Source organism: Shewanella sp. QJM3NY_23 (assembly GCF_056173105.1).
On record NZ_CM149657.1, the window covers coordinates 2,513,802 to 2,530,434 of the forward strand.

The 16,633-nt window shown below is 45.2% G+C and carries 13 protein-coding genes and 3 tRNA genes; 6 read left to right on the forward strand and 10 right to left on the reverse strand.

Annotated elements, in window-relative coordinates:
• The 5 genes from clpP to AC0VXX_RS11310 all read right to left on the reverse strand — a co-directional run bounded on the left by clpP (position 1) and on the right by AC0VXX_RS11310 (position 2,562).
• Positions 1-612, reverse strand: a complete 612-nt coding sequence (gene clpP / locus AC0VXX_RS11290; protein WP_110456621.1) for an ATP-dependent Clp endopeptidase proteolytic subunit ClpP — start codon at positions 610-612, stop codon at positions 1-3.
• Between the two features lie 89 nt (positions 613-701).
• The gene (gene tig, locus AC0VXX_RS11295; protein ID WP_475514313.1) at positions 702-2,006 is read right to left on the reverse strand and encodes a trigger factor; all 1,305 of its coding nucleotides are present in this window, start codon (positions 2,004-2,006) and stop codon (positions 702-704) included.
• A gap of 256 nt (positions 2,007-2,262) precedes the next feature.
• Positions 2,263-2,338: transfer RNA gene (locus AC0VXX_RS11300), tRNA-His, on the reverse strand.
• A 7-nt stretch (positions 2,339-2,345) separates the two neighbouring features.
• Positions 2,346-2,422: transfer RNA gene (locus AC0VXX_RS11305), tRNA-Arg, on the reverse strand.
• A 63-nt stretch (positions 2,423-2,485) separates the two neighbouring features.
• A tRNA-Pro gene (locus tag AC0VXX_RS11310) sits at positions 2,486-2,562 on the reverse strand.
• 452 nt (positions 2,563-3,014) lie between these two features.
• Between AC0VXX_RS11310 and folD the strand changes: the two genes are divergently transcribed.
• Positions 3,015-3,869 carry a bifunctional methylenetetrahydrofolate dehydrogenase/methenyltetrahydrofolate cyclohydrolase FolD gene (gene folD, locus AC0VXX_RS11315; RefSeq protein WP_475514314.1) on the forward strand — a complete coding sequence of 285 codons (855 nt, stop codon included), beginning with the start codon at positions 3,015-3,017 and terminating at the stop codon, positions 3,867-3,869.
• A gap of 78 nt (positions 3,870-3,947) precedes the next feature.
• Here the strand turns inward: folD and cysS are convergent, their stop codons facing one another.
• Positions 3,948-5,327: a cysteine--tRNA ligase gene (gene cysS, locus AC0VXX_RS11320; RefSeq protein ID WP_475514315.1), complete on the reverse strand. Its 1,380-nt coding sequence runs from the start codon at positions 5,325-5,327 to the stop codon at positions 3,948-3,950.
• A gap of 256 nt (positions 5,328-5,583) precedes the next feature.
• On the opposite strand from cysS, the gene AC0VXX_RS11325 reads away from it, so the two are divergent.
• Positions 5,584-6,078, forward strand: coding sequence for a peptidylprolyl isomerase (locus AC0VXX_RS11325; protein ID WP_475514316.1), 495 nt, complete (start codon positions 5,584-5,586; stop codon positions 6,076-6,078).
• 48 nt (positions 6,079-6,126) lie between these two features.
• Positions 6,127-6,843 (forward strand): UDP-2,3-diacylglucosamine diphosphatase, encoded by a 717-nt coding sequence (locus AC0VXX_RS11330; protein WP_475514317.1) that lies wholly within the window; start codon positions 6,127-6,129, stop codon positions 6,841-6,843.
• 78 nt (positions 6,844-6,921) lie between these two features.
• Here AC0VXX_RS11330 and miaE read toward each other — a convergent pair whose 3' ends face one another.
• On the reverse strand, positions 6,922-7,686 hold the full coding sequence (miaE, locus tag AC0VXX_RS11335; RefSeq protein WP_475517003.1) for a tRNA isopentenyl-2-thiomethyl-A-37 hydroxylase MiaE: 765 nt from the start codon (positions 7,684-7,686) through the stop codon (positions 6,922-6,924).
• A 251-nt stretch (positions 7,687-7,937) separates the two neighbouring features.
• Between miaE and AC0VXX_RS11340 the strand changes: the two genes are divergently transcribed.
• On the forward strand, positions 7,938-8,534 hold the full coding sequence (locus AC0VXX_RS11340; RefSeq protein WP_475514318.1) for a Yip1 family protein: 597 nt from the start codon (positions 7,938-7,940) through the stop codon (positions 8,532-8,534).
• 197 nt (positions 8,535-8,731) lie between these two features.
• On the opposite strand, the gene glnS is transcribed toward AC0VXX_RS11340, so the two are convergent.
• The 3 genes from glnS to AC0VXX_RS11355 all read right to left on the reverse strand — a co-directional run bounded on the left by glnS (position 8,732) and on the right by AC0VXX_RS11355 (position 13,116).
• Entirely contained in the window at positions 8,732-10,402 is a 1,671-nt protein-coding gene (glnS, locus tag AC0VXX_RS11345) for a glutamine--tRNA ligase (protein WP_475514319.1), read from the reverse strand.
• A 187-nt stretch (positions 10,403-10,589) separates the two neighbouring features.
• Positions 10,590-12,884, reverse strand: a complete 2,295-nt coding sequence (feoB, locus tag AC0VXX_RS11350) for a Fe(2+) transporter permease subunit FeoB (RefSeq protein ID WP_475514320.1) — start codon at positions 12,882-12,884, stop codon at positions 10,590-10,592.
• Positions 12,877-13,116: a FeoA family protein gene (locus AC0VXX_RS11355; RefSeq protein ID WP_475514321.1), complete on the reverse strand. Its 240-nt coding sequence runs from the start codon at positions 13,114-13,116 to the stop codon at positions 12,877-12,879. Before AC0VXX_RS11355 ends, feoB begins: the two co-directional genes overlap by 8 nt.
• A gap of 400 nt (positions 13,117-13,516) precedes the next feature.
• Here AC0VXX_RS11355 and AC0VXX_RS11360 point away from each other — a divergent pair, with 400 nt between their 5' ends.
• Positions 13,517-14,479, forward strand: coding sequence for a DmsE family decaheme c-type cytochrome (locus AC0VXX_RS11360; RefSeq protein WP_475517004.1), 963 nt, complete (start codon positions 13,517-13,519; stop codon positions 14,477-14,479).
• Between the two features lie 15 nt (positions 14,480-14,494).
• On the forward strand, positions 14,495-16,603 hold the full coding sequence (locus tag AC0VXX_RS11365; RefSeq protein ID WP_475514322.1) for an MtrB/PioB family decaheme-associated outer membrane protein: 2,109 nt from the start codon (positions 14,495-14,497) through the stop codon (positions 16,601-16,603).
• The last annotated feature ends 30 nt before the right edge of the window (positions 16,604-16,633 follow it).

Here is a 16,633-nt window from a genome sequence, read left to right on the forward strand (position 1 = left end):
TCAGCTTCGCTTGTCTAACACAGAGTCAACCAGGCCATAGGCTTCGGCCTCTTTGGCGCTCATAAAGTTATCACGATCGGTATCGCGTTCGATAACTTCCAAAGGCTGACCTGTGTGATCGGCCAGCATTTGGTTTAATTTATTTTTAATTCCCAAGATCTCTTGCGCATGAATCGCGATATCAGACGCTTGTCCTTGGAAACCACCTAGTGGCTGATGGATCATTACCCGCGAGTTAGGTAAACAATGACGCTTACCTTCTGCACCACCGGCTAACAAAAATGCGCCCATGCTGGCAGCCTGACCGATACATACCGTGCTGACATTCGGTTTAATGAACTGCATAGTATCATAAATTGCCATACCTGCAGTGACCGAACCACCAGGAGAATTAATATAAAGATAAATATCTTTGTCTGGGCTTTCCGACTCTAAAAACAGTAGTTGAGCAACAATGAGGTTAGCCATGTGCTCTTCAACTTGCCCAACAAGAAAGATCACGCGCTCTTTTAAGAGACGAGAATAGATATCATATGAGCGTTCACCTTTGGCAGTTTGTTCAACAACCATTGGGACAAGTGCATTCAGTACTGATTCTGGTGCATTTAGCATTATTAACTTCCCTAAATAAAAATGGCTCGCATGAGGAGCCTCATACGAGCCATTATAAATGGCTAATAGCCATTTAAGTCAAGCATAGGTTATGCGCGACCGGTAGCCTTGTTCATAAATTCTTCGAAATTGACTTCTTTTTCGGTCACTTTCGCAGATTTTAACAATGCTTCAACGGCTTGCTCTTCTAGTGCAACGTTACGCATGTTCTGCATCATCTCTGGATTGTTGTTGTAATACTCAACAACTTCACTTGGATCTTCATATGCAGAAGCCATAGATGCGATAAGCGCTTGTACGCGATCGTCTTCAGCTTTTAGCTCGTTAGCTTTAATCACTTCACCAAGCAGTAGACCCACTTTTACGCGACGCTCAGCTTGTTCAGTGAATAGATCGGCTGGTAGCTCAGGCATATTAGCCGCTTGCTGACCAAAACGTTGCATCGCTTGTTGACGCAGTACGTTTACTTCACCGTCGATCAAGGCTTTTGGCAGTTCGATATCATTTTGCTCAAGCAGACCATTAAGTACTTGCTCTTTAACATTCGCTTTTAGCGCTTGTTCAAGTTCACGGCTCATGTTCTTGCTGATCTCAGCCTTAAGTGCTTCTAAGCCACCTTCAGCAACACCAAACAACTTAGCAAACTCATCGTTGACTTCTGGTAGGTTAGCCGCTTGAACTTCTTTAAGGGTGATTGCAAACTTAGCAACTTTACCTTTTAGGTTTTCAGCATGGTAATCTTCAGGGAAAGTCACTTCAATGTCGAACTCTTCACCGGCTTTGTGACCAACAACACCTGATTCAAAACCAGGGATCATACGGTTACTACCTAGTTGTAGCTCGAAATCTTCAGCTTTACCGCCTTCGAACTCTTCACCGTCGATTGAACCAACAAAGTCGATTTTCGCTTTGTCGCCATCGGCAGCTTCACGATCAACTACTTCAAACGTAGCGTGTTGCTTACGTAGAGTTTCGATCATTGCGTCAACATCAGCATCAGTCACTTCAGCTTTAGGCTGTTCAACTTCAATCGCATCTAGACCTTTTAGTTCTACTTCTGGGTAGATCTCAAAAGTCGCTACAAACTGGAAGTTTTCACCGTCAGTTTCGCCAGGAACGAAAGTAGGTGCACCTGCTGGGTTTAACTTTTCAGCGATGATAGCTTCAACAAAGTTACGCTGCATCACTTCACCAGTGATATCTTGACGAATCGCATTGCCGTAACGCTTATTGATCACGCTTACAGGTACTTTACCAGGACGAAAACCAGGAATACGCGCACGCTTGGCTTCATTCTTCAAACTATCAGAGACGGCTTTCTCGATCTGCTCAGCAGGAACAGAAATTGTTAGGCGGCGTTCTAAACCTTGTGTTGTTTCTACAGAAACTTGCATTGTTTTACCTCGAAATATGTCAAACGTCTTTTTGTAATAGCCGAATATTCAACTATTAAGGTATTCGTTTCTTGATCTAAAAAAACGACTAAAATGGCTTGGTAACTGAGTTTCGCAGTCGTCGCATATAGTTGAAATTTATCAAGACGCGACATTATAGCCACGGTTTTCTGCATAGTCGAGCCTCAAAGCTCGAATTACAGGCGTAAAAAAAGCGACTCAAGGTCGCTTTCTTTATTTTCTTCTATTAAAGAAGTGGGGTGACTGATGGGGCTCGAACCCACGACAACCGGAATCACAATCCGGGGCTCTACCAACTGAGCTACAATCACCACTGTTTGGTACGCCCGGCAGGATTCGAACCTGCGGCCATCCGCTTAGAAGGCGGATGCTCTATCCAACTGAGCTACGGGCGCTTCGTTATGAACTAGGTTCATATCCTAACTGGGCAAATAACGTTTACACGCTATTTAAAAATTTGGTCGGTGATAGAGGATTCGAACCTCTGACCCTCTGGTCCCAAACCAGATGCGCTACCGGGCTGCGCTAATCACCGAAAGTATTACTTTGTTCGCTGTTTGACTAAGTCTCCCTGAGAACGGAGCGCATCTTATCCCCTCAGTTTCATACCGTCAACGATTATTTTTAAAAGCCTATTTACTTGCTTATTTTAACGACTATACGCCAATAATTTCATCTAACAGACTAATAAAACATCTTGTTATAAGGGAAGATAGTAATATTAAAATCGCCCCAAAGTAAGCCAAGCCTTTACTGCTTAATGGCTAAAATTATCTGAAGGACTATTTTAGCGGCATTTTTTGCTATTGCTACTTCTAAACGACTTTTTCGCTCAACAGCCAAGATGCTATACGCAAATTAGTCATCACTGGATTATTCTTATTTTAAAACGGTCTGTTATACAGCTAAATCAATGACACCGACCTATGCCCCTGTTAAAATGTCGCCGTTTTTATTATCGCGCCATATTAAGGAAATCCACCCCTCATGACAGCCCAAATAATCGATGGCAAAGCGATCGCCCAATCCATTCGAACTCAGTTAGCTATAAAAGTAACCGCCCGCAAAGAGGCTGGACAACGTGTTCCTGGCTTAGCCGTGATTCTTGTGGGAGCCGATCCGGCATCACAAGTCTATGTGGGCAGCAAAAGACGCGCCTGTGAGGAAGTTGGCTTCCTCTCACAGTCATTTGACCTTCCCTCTGACACCTCTGAAGCTGATTTACTTGCCTTAATCGATCAGTGTAATGATGATACTGCAATCGATGGTATTTTAGTGCAATTGCCGCTGCCAAAGCACATTGAAGAGTCAAAAGTCATTGAACGTATTCGCCCCGATAAAGATGTCGATGGGTTCCACCCTTATAACGTCGGCCGTTTAGCCCAGCGCATCCCGGTGCTTCGCTCTTGTACACCAATGGGCATTATGACGTTAATTAAGTCAACTGGTGTCGATACTTATGGTTTAGATGCTGTAGTCGTTGGTGCATCTAACATAGTTGGCAGACCGATGACCTTAGAGTTACTACTTGCCGGCTGTACAACCACGACTTGCCATCGATTTACCCGCAATCTTGAAGATAAGATCCGCGCTGCCGATTTAGTGATCGTTGCCGTAGGCAAAGCCAACTTTATTCCTGGTGAGTGGATCAAACCTGGCGCTATCGTGATAGACGTGGGAATTAATCGCTTAGACGACGGTAAACTCGTCGGTGATATACAATTTGATGTTGCAGCCCAGCACGCTAGTTATATTACGCCAGTACCGGGTGGTGTTGGCCCAATGACCATTGCTAGCCTGCTAGAAAATACCTTGTATGCGGCAGAAAATTATCACGATTAATTGAGATTCGACAAAGATAAAAAAATGCCTGCACTCAACAGTGCAGGCATTTTTATTGGTACGTCTTAGCAGCAAGCGCTATTTTTTACGCCACGTTGTGCCTTCTGGCCCATCTTCTAAGATAACACCAAGGGCATTTAGGCCATCACGAGCCACATCAGCTGCAGCCCAATCTTTTTCTGTACGGGCGCGATTTCGCTCGGCAATTAACGCTTCAATTTGAGCAACTTCATCATCACTGCCCTCACCTTTGAAAAAGGCATCGACATCTTGATCTAAGATACCCAGCACGTCGGCAAGCTGCTTCATGCTAACACCAAGCGCTGAGGCCGCAGCCATATCATCGACCTTAAGACGGTTGATCTCGCGCACCATGTCAAACAACACTGAATAGGCTTCAGGCGTATTGAAATCGTCATCCATTGCAGCCTTGAATTTAGCAACAAATTCCTCTGCAGGTGCAGCATCGACCGTTAAGTCTAAGCCCTTTAACGCAGTATAAAGACGCTCTAACGCGGCCTTAGCCTGCTTAAGATTGTCTTCAGAATAATTAAGCTGGCTACGATAATGACCCGATAATAGGAAATAGCGCACTGTCGATGGTTCGTAATGTTCAAGCACATCACGAATGGTAAAGAAGTTGTTTAATGACTTAGACATCTTCTCTTTATCGACCATCACCATCCCAGTGTGCATCCAGTAGTTCACATAGGGCGTGTCGTGGGCACAGCATGACTGGGCAATCTCATTTTCATGATGCGGGAACTGCAAATCAGATCCACCACCATGAATATCAAAGTGCTCACCTAAATGCTTGCTGTTCATCGCAGAGCACTCAATATGCCAACCTGGACGACCCGGTCCCCATGGTGAATCCCACGTAGGTTCACCGGGTTTTGACATTTTCCATAAGACGAAATCCATAGGGTCACGTTTATTCTCATCAACTTCAACACGAGCACCCGCTTGCAGCTGATCTAAATTCTGACCTGACAAACGCCCATATTCAGGAAATGAGGAAACGCTAAAGAGGACATCGCCATCGTCTGCAACATAAGCGTGATCACGCTCAATCAAACGCTCAACCATCTCGATAATTTCAGGAATATGTAACGTGGCACGCGGCTCAAAATCCGGACGTTTCATATTAAGCGCATCAAAATCGCGGTGCATCTCGCCAATTAAACGTTCGGTTAACGACTCGCAGCTTTCATTATTCTCTGCTGCACGTTTAATAATTTTGTCATCGACATCGGTAATATTACGCTGAAAGTTAACGTCATAACCGCTATAGCGCAGATAGCGGACGATCATGTCAAAACTAACAAATGTACGTCCATGACCAATATGACACAAATCATAGATGGTCACCCCGCAGACATACATGCCAACTTTACCTGGCTGTAATGGCTTAAATTCCTCTTTTTGGCGGGTAAGACTGTTGTATAGCTTCAACATTGAGATTCTCTATATAAGTAATTGACAACAAAAATATGGCTTCAGTCTATCACCTGAAAACCAGCGCTTCCAGCTTGATAGCGCTAATCTACAGCGTTTTTTGCCCGCCAACACATTATCGACATTTTGCTGATTAAAAGCTGAGCCACTTGGTATTGTTCGAGGGGAAAAGTCTACAGAATGGCTTTAAGCTACAGGTGGAATAGGCTAGAATCTTGCGTTATCTATCCCGTTACACACGATGAGAATGAATCAAATGATCATAATGCAAACCAATCACGGCGAAATCAAAATTGAATTAGATGCCGAAAAAGCCCCTGTTACCGCGGCTAATTTCACTCAATATGTTAAAGATGGTTTTTATGACGGTACCGTCTTTCACCGTGTTATCGACGGTTTTATGGTGCAAGGCGGTGGATTCACCGAAGATATGGCGCAAAAACGCGTGAATGAATCTATCGAAAATGAAGCCAATAATGGTTTATCAAACACCGTTGGCACCATTGCAATGGCAAGAACATCTGATCCCCATTCAGCAACCGCTCAATTCTTTATTAACATCAACGATAACACCTTCCTCGATTTTAAAGCTGAATCGGCTCAAGGCTGGGGTTACTGCGTATTTGGTAAAGTGGTTGAAGGTATGGACGTGGTAAACAAGATCAAAGCCGTAGCCACTGGCAACCGCGGTATGCACCAAGATGTACCACTGGAAGCCGTTGTAATTGAAAAAGTGTCGATTGCTGAATAATCAGCCTCTCTTAAGCCACTTTTCATCACACCACCAGAGTATCACTTGTTGAATCACACTCTTTTCGTGGGCGATCTGCATCTTAGTGCCGATCGCCCCGACATCCTCGCTGCTTTTTATCGTTTCCTTGAGCAACACGCTGATCACTGCGATGCCTTGTACATTCTTGGCGATCTATTTGAGGTGTGGGTGGGCGACGATCTGGCCGAGCCATTTGCCCTTGAACTGGCTGCGACACTCAAGCGGTTTGCAGCGCATACCCCTATCTATTTTATCCACGGCAACCGAGACTTTTTACTCGGTAAAGAGTACGCAGCCTTAGCCGGCATGACCCTGTTACCTGAAGTGCACTGCATCGATTTGTATGGACAAACCGCAGTGTTGTTACATGGCGATAGTCTGTGCACCTTAGACAAGGCCTATCAACGATTTCGTTGGTTTAGAAATCAATCGTGGGTAAAATTTATTTATGGTTTACTGCCCAAAAAGCGCCGTGTCGATATCGCCAGAGGACTGCGAAATAAGAGTAAACAAAGTAATCAGCAAAAAAGCTACACTATTATGGACGTTGAAAACCATGCGGTGGCAGACTTAATGGATAAAACTGGTGCCAAGGTGATGATCCACGGTCACACCCATAGGCCCAATGTTCACTCACTCGCCGGAAACCGGCAACGTATTGTGGTCGGCGACTGGTACGATCAAGGCAGCGTATTAACGGTAAATCCCACCGAAACCACATTAAGCAGTTTACCGTTACGCTAAAATGAAGGGCGGCCTATCACTGCCGGCTAACTTAGCCTGTCATAACAACTCTGAATACCAGACCACACAACTAAGCTGTTAAACTGGGCAACCAGAGTGAAATTTAAATTCATTATCTGGTGCACAAATTAACTGCGCTTCTATTTGTGCAAAATGAGCAATTCGCTCACTAATATCCTCTGTTGCAATAGCTTGAGCCAAGGTCAAATAGTCTTGATAATGACGCGCTTCTGAGCGCAGCAATGAAACATAAAACTTTTGTAAGCCGTCATCTAGATGAGGCGCTAATTTTGAGAAGCGTTCGCATGAGCGCGCCTCGATAAAGGCACCCACAATCAGCTTATCGATAAGTGTGGCTGGCTCATGGGTACGCACCTGCTTCATCATCCCTTTGGCGTAACGCCCAGCGGTTAAGTTTTGATAAGGGATATTTCGCGCCTGCATGATCTCAAGGACCTGTTCAAAATGGTGAAACTCCTCTTTAATCAGCCTGACCATTTTTGCAATAAGATCGGCACTATAATCAACACCCACCTTAGGTGTTAGCTCCCCTAAGAGTTCATTTTTTTTGGCATCTCTTGCTAAAAATTCAGTAATAGAACGTTGCTTGTTATACACAAACTCTTCATAGGGTTTAGCCCAGCTCAGCAGTAAATCACCACTGGCTTTATCGATAGCGTATTTACGAATTAAAAACATCGCGGTCTGCGCCGCCTTAAGCTCACAATTACAATGATCAATTAATAAGGCTGGCAATTGTTCAGGTTTTATCGCCTGTGCAATCCAGGCATCAGGGGTTTCACATTGTAAAAACTGCTGTATTGGCGCTAATAAGGCTTGCATCATCGACTCTAAAAGGTGGTTTTGCACAATCGACCATTTTAACAAAAAATGACGCCAATAGGCATATTCTGGCAGCGAACATGACAAAGTCACCTTGACTAGTGGGGCTTTATGTTCAATAAATAAACTATGGCTGTCACAGTGACGTGACGGTTTGGAGCCTAGGGTCTATGGGTTGCCGACCAGAAGCCATAACAGGTTCGTCTGAAGTTTGGCGAGCGTAAGATTGAAGCTAAACAAGGATAACTATAATGATATTGAATCACTTAATGGGGTTATACACTCATCCTAAGGAAGAGTGGCACACTATTGAACAAAATCACGAGGCGGTAAAAAGTAGTCTTAGTCATGTGTTATTAATCGCGCTTATACCCGCTATTTGCACCTATTTTGCCTCCACCTCTATTGGCTGGGACTTAGGGGTATCAGATCCTCTATTTCTCACCAAGACCAGCGCCTTAATGATGTCTATCAGTATGTATTTAGGGCTGATTGTTGGGGTATTTGCATTAGCTTACTTAGCATTTTGGATGGCTAAAACGTTCGATGCTACGCCAAGTTTTACTCAAGCTCTCGAGCTTGCTGCTTACACCGCTACGCCACTATTTATGGTAGGACTGGCCGCCCTGTATCCATCACTTTGGTTTATTATGGTGGTCGGATTGGCGGGCCTTAGCTATTCGGTGTATTTACTCTACACTGGCGTGCCCATCATCATGAATATCCCCGAAGAGAAAGGCTTTATTTACGCAAGTTCTGTGGTCACTGCAGGCCTAGTACTCTTGGTTGCATTAATGGCCTCTAGCATCATTTTATGGAGCCTAGGGCTTGGCCCCATGTATCAATAAACTGACTTTATAATTGTTTGATAAGCCAAAATTGTATCGTCACCGGTAAGTAAAACCATGCACAGTGATTTACGACTCTAACCTTGTATAACTATCTGTGGATGAGACACCGATTAAATCACAAACAAAAAGGCCTTAGGATATCCTAAGGCCTTTTGTTAGATTCTCACGGTTAAATACCAGCGCATTTAACACGACTAATTTGATGAGTCTCTTAATGCTACCGTCAGGTTAAACACTAGGTTGTCAGGGGTAGAATCTTTACTGTCAGCACAGAAATACCCTTCGCGCTCAAACTGATATGCTTTCTCGGCAGGTGCATTTACCAAACCCGCTTCAACCAAGCCATGCTTAACCACTAACGAATCAGGGTTTAATACCTCATCCACGGTTGCTGCTGCTGCTGGATTAGGCTGACTAAACAGCTTGTCGTACAGGCGCAATTCGGCTTTCACTGCGGTAGTGGCTTCAACCCAATGGATCACACCTTTGACTTTACGACCATCCGCTGGGTTTTTACCCAATGTATCCCTGTCATAAGTACAGTAGATGGTGGTTACATTACCATCGGCGTCTTTATCACAACGTTCAGCTTTAATCACATAAGCATTACGTAAACGCACTTCTTTGCCTTGCACTAAACGTTTGTACTTTTTGTTCGCCTCTTCACGGAAATCATCAGCATCGATGTAAATTTCACGGCCAAAAGCAAGCTCACGTTGTCCCATCGACTCAATTGTTGGGTGCGCTGGTGCACTTAAACGCTCAATGTGATCTACTGGATAGTTCTCAATAACCAGCTTCACCGGATTAATCACGGCCATGGCCCGAGGTGCGTGTTCGTTCAACTCTTCACGAATACACGCATCAAGCATACCTACTTCGACCATATTATCTTGTTTAGTCACGCCGATACGGCGACAAAACTCACGGATAGAGGATGGGGTATAACCACGGCGGCGAAGCCCAGCAATGGTGGGCATACGCGGATCATCCCAGCCCGAAACCAAATTACGTACCACTAAATCGTTAAGCTTACGCTTAGACATCAGGGTGTATTCAAGATTTAAGCGTGAGAATTCATATTGACGCGTACGGTTTGGCGCCTGGAAATCATTTAAATTATCTAATACCCAATCATACAAGCGACGATTGTCTTGGAACTCTAAGGTACACAAAGAGTGAGTGATATTTTCAAGGGCATCAGAGATACAATGGGTAAAGTCGTACATCGGATAGATGCACCACTTGTCGCCCGTCTGATGATGATGGGCAAAACGAATACGGTAAATAATAGGATCGCGCATGCACATAAACGGTGATGCCATGTCCACCTTTGCACGCAGCGAACATTCCCCCTCTTTAAACTCACCTTTGCGCATCTTCTCAAACAGCTCAAGGTTTTCAGCAACCGAGGTATCGCGGTAAGGACTGTTTTTACCTGGTTCTTTTAAGGTGCCACGATATTCACGTGTTTGTTCACCATTAAGAAAACACACATAGGCTAACCCTTTGTTGATTAATTCAACCGCATACTGATGTAATTTATCAAAGTAATTAGATGAATAACGAACATCACCATCCCACTGAAATCCTAACCACTGCACGTCAGCCTGAATAGAGTTAACGTAATCGATATCCTCTTTCTCAGGATTAGTATCATCAAATCGTAAGTTACATAGCCCTTTATAGTCTTGCGCTAAACCGAAATTTAAACAGATCGATTTGGCGTGGCCAATATGAAGGTAGCCATTAGGCTCTGGTGGAAAGCGGGTATGCACCTGAGTGTGCTTACCGCTTGCTAAATCTTCATCTATGATATTACGAATGAAGTTACTTGGACGAACTTCAGTGCCCGCATGACTCATGGAAATCCTCTTTGCCAACAGTGCTATGACCAATCGAGAGTGTAGTCGATCGGTATCGATTAGGGAAAACCTGCATATTCCTACAGATCAGGTTGAGTTACAACGGCTGATAGGCAAAAAGCCCTATCATTTAACGCAAAAACAAAAAAGCAGCGATAATTCGCTGCTTTTTGAGTCAGAGCTAGCTTTATTCTGTCACGATATTAACCACGGGGATCAAGGTTTGCGCCTTTTTTCCTTTGTGCTTCAGCCACAGATAGAAGCTGATTAAAGCCACCACAAAGAAACCTATCCAAAGACTCGACTGTAGTGGATGCTGGGCAAATGTCGCCGCTTGATAAAACACAGTAGCAGTGCCATAGGCTAAGGCAAAGGTCCAAGTTGCGGCAAAGGTCGCCCAACGAGAACCAAACTCGCCGACTAACGCTCCCATTGCGGCAACACACGGCGTATACAATAAAATAAACAACAGGTAAGCAAATGCAGCAATCGTGCCGCTAAAACCAGCCTGCAGTGCACTAAAGGTAGAGCTATCAACCACTAATCCTTCTGCAGCAACCTCAACATTAGAAATATCTCCTACCGACATAGACAAGGGATCTTCAGGTGCAATACCAAACAGGTTTTCAGGTATGGTGGCTAATGCTTCACTTATGCTTGCAGATAATGGTGTTAATTCGCCCTCATCGTGACTCGCTGTCGAATAAAGACTATTTAGGGTTCCTACTACGGCTTCTTTAGCAAAGATACCTGTGATGATCCCAACAGTGGCAGGCCAATTATCCTGCTCGATGCCCATAGGTGAAAACAGTGGTGTTACCTTTTGGCTTGCCACACTTAACACCGACTCCGAGCTATCTTCATGACCAAAAGAGCCATCAACACCAATCGCATTAATGAAGTTGAGCAAGGTCACGACTATCACGATGGTTTTACCCGCGCCTTTGATAAAGCTCTTGGTACGCTTGCCCGTGCGGGCCATTACCGTCTTGAATTTAGGCGTTTCATAATTAGGAAGCTCCATCACCACAGCACTACTCGAACCAGGAAGCAAGGTAGAACGTAGCAGTAAGCCAGTGCCCACGGCAGCGATAATGCCAATGATATAGAGCAAAAATACTAGGTTTTGCCCAGATTCAGCAAAAAATGCTGCGGCAAACAAAGCATAAACAGGTAGACGCGCACCGCACGACATAAAAGGTGCCATCATGCCTGTCACGATACGCTCACGTTCGCTGCCTAAGGTACGGGTCGCCATAATGGCAGGGACTGAACAGCCAAACCCCACAATCATAGGCACAAATGCTTTGCCTGGCAGGCCAATGCGACGCATGAGCCCATCAACCACAAAAGCGGCGCGCGCCATATAACCAGAGCCTTCCAATACCGATAGCGCCAAAAACAGCGCGGCAATCACAGGAATGAAGGTGGCCACTGTCTGAATACCTTGACCTACTCCACCAGCAACAATTGTCACCAGCCAATCAGGCAGACTGAGACTGCTCATCAAAGCACCAAGGTGATCAACAAACACGGCACCGGCGACAATATCGAAAAAATCAATAAATGCACTGCCCACGTTAATACTAAACATGAACATCAGATACATCACCAACAGAAAAACGGGGACCCCCGCCACGGGGTGCAGTGCGACTTTATCTAAACGATCGCTTAAGGTAGGCACGTTGGTGCTAATAACTGATTGATCAAACACCCGCTGCACAAAATCAAAACGGGTCGCCGCAATCATGATCTCGATATCTTTACCTTGCGCAGCTAATGCTTCAGAACACTGGGAAACTTCAGACAGCATTTGACCATTTTTACATTGGCCACAGCCTAAACCATTAGCCAGCATCGCCAGCGCACGACCACGGCTAAGGTTGGCGTCACGGCTATGTAGCGCCTCAATACCACGTTCAATTTCATCATCGTATGATAATACTAATGGCGCTTCAGATACTTTACCCTCAAGTAAATCGACAACTTGGCTTTTTACCTGCTCAATATCGCCCGCTTCACGAGAACATACTGCAATCACCGGACAACCCAGTTGCTGACTCATTTCAGCCACGTTTATATCAATACCATGGGCTTTGGCGACATCAATTTTATTGACCACAACGACCATAGGGATACCCAGCTCACGCAGCTGGACGGTCAAATAAAGGTGGCGCTCAATATTCGTAGCATCAACCAAATTAATAATGGCATCCATATTGGTATCGGCTAAGTATTGCTGAGCAACCTGCTCATCGAGTGAACAGTCACAGCTACTGCCTGCCGGAAGGAGATCGTAAATACCAGGCAAATCAGTTAATAAAACATCGGCTCCATTGAGCGTGAATTGCCCCGTTTTCTTTTCAACAGTAACACCAGACCAATTACCAACCTGCTGATTAGCGCCAGTTAACGCATTAAATAAAGTCGATTTACCCGCATTAGGGTTACCGACTGTGACACAATGAAATTGGTTAGCCATTGGCAACATCCACCTCTATTACATCTGCTAATTCTTTACGCATACACAATTTACTACCACGAATAGCCAATTCTACACCAGTGCCTAATGGCGCTCGTCTAAGCATAGTGAAAGCGGTGTTAGGGGTTATGCCCATGGATAACAGCTTACGCTTGACAACGGAAGGCAGATTAATCTGACCTACTTCGGCGATAACAGCACTCTCGCCAGGCTTTAATTCGCTTAATTTCATATCGTATATCTACCTTTTCAGGCCTCGAAAGAGCTTAATTAACACCGATTTTAACGGAGCATCACTTAAAATAACTTTATCTAGATCAACATTTGAGACCGTAAACGATAATAGTTTTCAATTGTGTTTTGTATTATGTGACAGATCTCTCAACGAGTAAAACCCTTTATGCGATTGATAATGATTTTCATTAAGTGCGTATTTTCCCCCCAGCATCACACAAAGTTGTGACTAGCGTCACACTTAAGTATTCCTCCCTACCATAAGCCACCAAAAAAACCAGTAAATAACTATTTATTTACACATTTGTCACATTTTAGTTCTATCATTTACCTTTGGTAATTTAGTCAATAATGAAACATAACAACTAAAACAACTTATGTGCTTGGGACGAATAATGATGAATATGGACGCAACAGGGATAAAGCCCCTATTCCAAGGAAGTTTTATCGCTATTTTGATGCTATTAAGCATCAATGTAATGGCTACCCCGTCGGATCAACAATCGGCTCTAGAGGTAGAACAGATACTCGATAAGAAATTTGCTGAAGGTCAGTACTCATCCAAAGGCGCTGATAGCTGTTTAACTTGTCACCGTAAAAGCCAAACCGTGATGGCACTATTCGATGGTGTTCATGGTAGCACCACCATCAAGAGCTCCCCTATGGCCGATCTACAATGTGAAGCCTGTCATGGCCCAATGGGAAAGCATAACAAAGGCGGTAAAGAGCCGATGATCACCTTCGGCGCCAACTCTCCAGTCCCCCCAGAAAAACAAAATAGTGTCTGTATGAGCTGCCATAACGATGACCAACGCATAGCTTGGAATGGAAATCACCATGATACCGCCGATGTTGCCTGTGCTGATTGCCATAAAGTCCACACCGCACATGACCCAATATCCGATCGCGCCCAAGAAGTGGCCGTGTGCGCCAGCTGCCATGCCCAGCAGAAAGCTGATATGCACAAACGCAGCGCTCACCCAATGCAATGGCAACAAATGGTTTGCAGTGATTGCCATAACCCTCACGGTAGCCTCAGTGATGCCAGTCTCAAACAGATGAGTGTTAACGACAACTGCTACGCCTGCCATGCGGAAAAACGCGGACCCAAGCTGTGGGAGCATGCCCCCGTCACAGACAATTGTGCCAGTTGCCACAATCCGCACGGCAGTGTTAATGAAGCCATGCTAATCGCTAAACCACCACAATTATGCCAGCAATGCCATGCATCAGACGGCCATACATCTAACGCGGTGTTTGGTAACACGGCTAATGCCTTTAATGCAGGCCAAAGCTGTATGAATTGTCATAGCCAAGTCCACGGCTCAAATCATCCATCTGGCAAACTGCTGCAGCGTTAACAGGGAGTATGAGCAATGACATATTACACTAGAAATACCCTGCCGCTGCGCCTAAGCACGCTGGCGTTGGCAATCCTCAGCACTACGGCACTTGGCGAAGGATATGGCCTAGCATCGGTCAACCGTGACAATCTTAAAAGCGGAGCTTGGGAGTGTAAACGCTGTACCACCACAACTGGCACCAGTGGTGCTATCGGTATAGGTACTGCCTATAACGATGGCGAAGATAGCCATTTTGGCAATACCAGCGGTACAGATAAAGATGGTGCGGTGGCCAGCCTAGAAGCGGATATACAGCATAAGGCACCATCGGGTTATCAAACCCACTTTACCGCCGACAAACTGGGCTACGATAATGGTTCTGCCCAGCTTACAACCGGAAAACCGGGTCAATATAAAGTCTCGGCCGCCTATCGTGCTATCACCTACTATGATACGAACCAAGCTTTAACCCCCTATCGCACTCAAGCCGATACTTGGCTTCTGCCTCAACAATGGCAAACCGGTGCGACCACATCACAAATGACAGATCTACAAAGCAGCATACAGCCAACCTCATTGCAAATTGAACGTGATCGTTACAACTTAGATGCCAGCTATACAGGTAGCTTTTATCGCGCCGAACTGGGTTATCAATATGAGCAACGCCAAGGTCAGCGCCGCGCCAGTGGCAATCTACTCACTAACAGTACCATGCTGGCAGAGCGTATTGATGACGCGACCGATAATGTTACCGCTAAAATTTACCTTAACGGAACAAACTGGTTAGCAGGAATAGAAACGCAGCTCAGCCATTACAAGAACGATCAACAAGCCCTGCGTTGGCAATCGGCTTTTGCCCCCACCTTTGGCGCCGCATACTATGGCCAAAATGCGGTATCACCCGACAATAAAGCCTACCGCATCGCCGGGAATACACAGTTATCCAGTGGAAGCCAGCACGTATTGATGCATATAGGCTTTACCCGTATGACCCAAGATCAGTCCTATTTGCCCGCCACCATTAATGGTCCATCTCCTGCGCTGCCAACGGATAATTTAGCGGGCCAAGTTGATATTACCGAGATGAAACTCAATTATTCAGGCCGGGTCTCTCGAGCATTGTCGCTGCGTGCCAGTTATGACTACCGTGACCGCGACAACAAAACTCAAGTTGATCTTTATCCACAGATCATCACCGACAGCTACCTCAGTGGTTACGCACACAATCTCGAATATGATCGCACCGCACAGCAGGCCAAACTTGCGGCTAAATATCGACTAAATCGCGCCGCGTATATCGATATAGGCTACGACTATGATCACAATAATTACAGTGATTTAGACAGACAAAGCCTGCAAGAGTCGACGCTATTTGCCAAAATAAATTATCGCATTTCCACACAATGGCAAGTCTGGCTCAAAGCCAGCGGTAGCGATAGAACGGGTAGCGAATACTCACCAGTCATCACCACAGTAAGCCCTAGCAACCCTTTGTTAAGAAAAAGCTATTTGGCAGACCGTGAGCGCCAACGTTACGGACTATACGGCAGCTACGCCACTGGTGCCTTCTCAGCCAGCGCCAACGCACATTGGATGCAAGATGATTACACTGACACCCTTATTGGGCTCACAAAAGTGGACACACAAGGCTATGATCTGTCGGCACAATACGCCGTCAACGACAATATCAACCTCAACGCCTTTGTTAATCAAGATTGGCGCGATAGCGACCAAGCCGGCAGTAGCAATTTTGGCGCGCCTAACTGGTATGCCACTTCGGCCGCAAAATCAACTCTGATCGGCGCTGGATTAGATTACGCTAACCTACTAGATAACAAGCTTAAATTAGGAATCGATTACACTTATGCCGATGGGCAAAACGATACCGAGGTGATCCAAGGTCTGCGCTCCCCCTATGACAGTTACTATTCAACTAGGCACACACTCAATACCTTTGCTAACTACCAAATTAGCGACAAATTTGGACTGCGTTTCGATTGGATTTTTGAACAATACCAAGATGCTGACTGGGCAAATGAAGGGCTAGCGCCAAACAGTATCCCGAATGTGTTGAGCTTTGGCGATTTAAGCCACGATTACAATGCCCACTATTTTGGGCTGACATTAAGTTATCAACTCTAACTGATGCCAACGACCAAATTTCCAAGGAAG

Coding starts and splice junctions, on each gene's coding strand:
- AC0VXX_RS11340 (WP_475514318.1), top strand. CDS start 7,938: ATGATATTGAATCACTTAATGGGGTTATACACTCATCCTAAGGAAGAG.
- clpP (WP_110456621.1), bottom strand. CDS start 612: ATGCTAAATGCACCAGAATCAGTACTGAATGCACTTGTCCCAATGGTT.
- cysS (WP_475514315.1), bottom strand. CDS start 5,327: ATGTTGAAGCTATACAACAGTCTTACCCGCCAAAAAGAGGAATTTAAG.
- AC0VXX_RS11325 (WP_475514316.1), top strand. CDS start 5,584: ATGATCATAATGCAAACCAATCACGGCGAAATCAAAATTGAATTAGAT.
- folD (WP_475514314.1), top strand. CDS start 3,015: ATGACAGCCCAAATAATCGATGGCAAAGCGATCGCCCAATCCATTCGA.
- glnS (WP_475514319.1), bottom strand. CDS start 10,402: ATGAGTCATGCGGGCACTGAAGTTCGTCCAAGTAACTTCATTCGTAAT.
- AC0VXX_RS11365 (WP_475514322.1), top strand. CDS start 14,495: ATGACATATTACACTAGAAATACCCTGCCGCTGCGCCTAAGCACGCTG.
- AC0VXX_RS11355 (WP_475514321.1), bottom strand. CDS start 13,116: ATGAAATTAAGCGAATTAAAGCCTGGCGAGAGTGCTGTTATCGCCGAA.
- miaE (WP_475517003.1), bottom strand. CDS start 7,686: ATGCAAGCCTTATTAGCGCCAATACAGCAGTTTTTACAATGTGAAACC.
- tig (WP_475514313.1), bottom strand. CDS start 2,006: ATGCAAGTTTCTGTAGAAACAACACAAGGTTTAGAACGCCGCCTAACA.
- AC0VXX_RS11360 (WP_475517004.1), top strand. CDS start 13,517: ATGAATATGGACGCAACAGGGATAAAGCCCCTATTCCAAGGAAGTTTT.
- feoB (WP_475514320.1), bottom strand. CDS start 12,884: ATGGCTAACCAATTTCATTGTGTCACAGTCGGTAACCCTAATGCGGGT.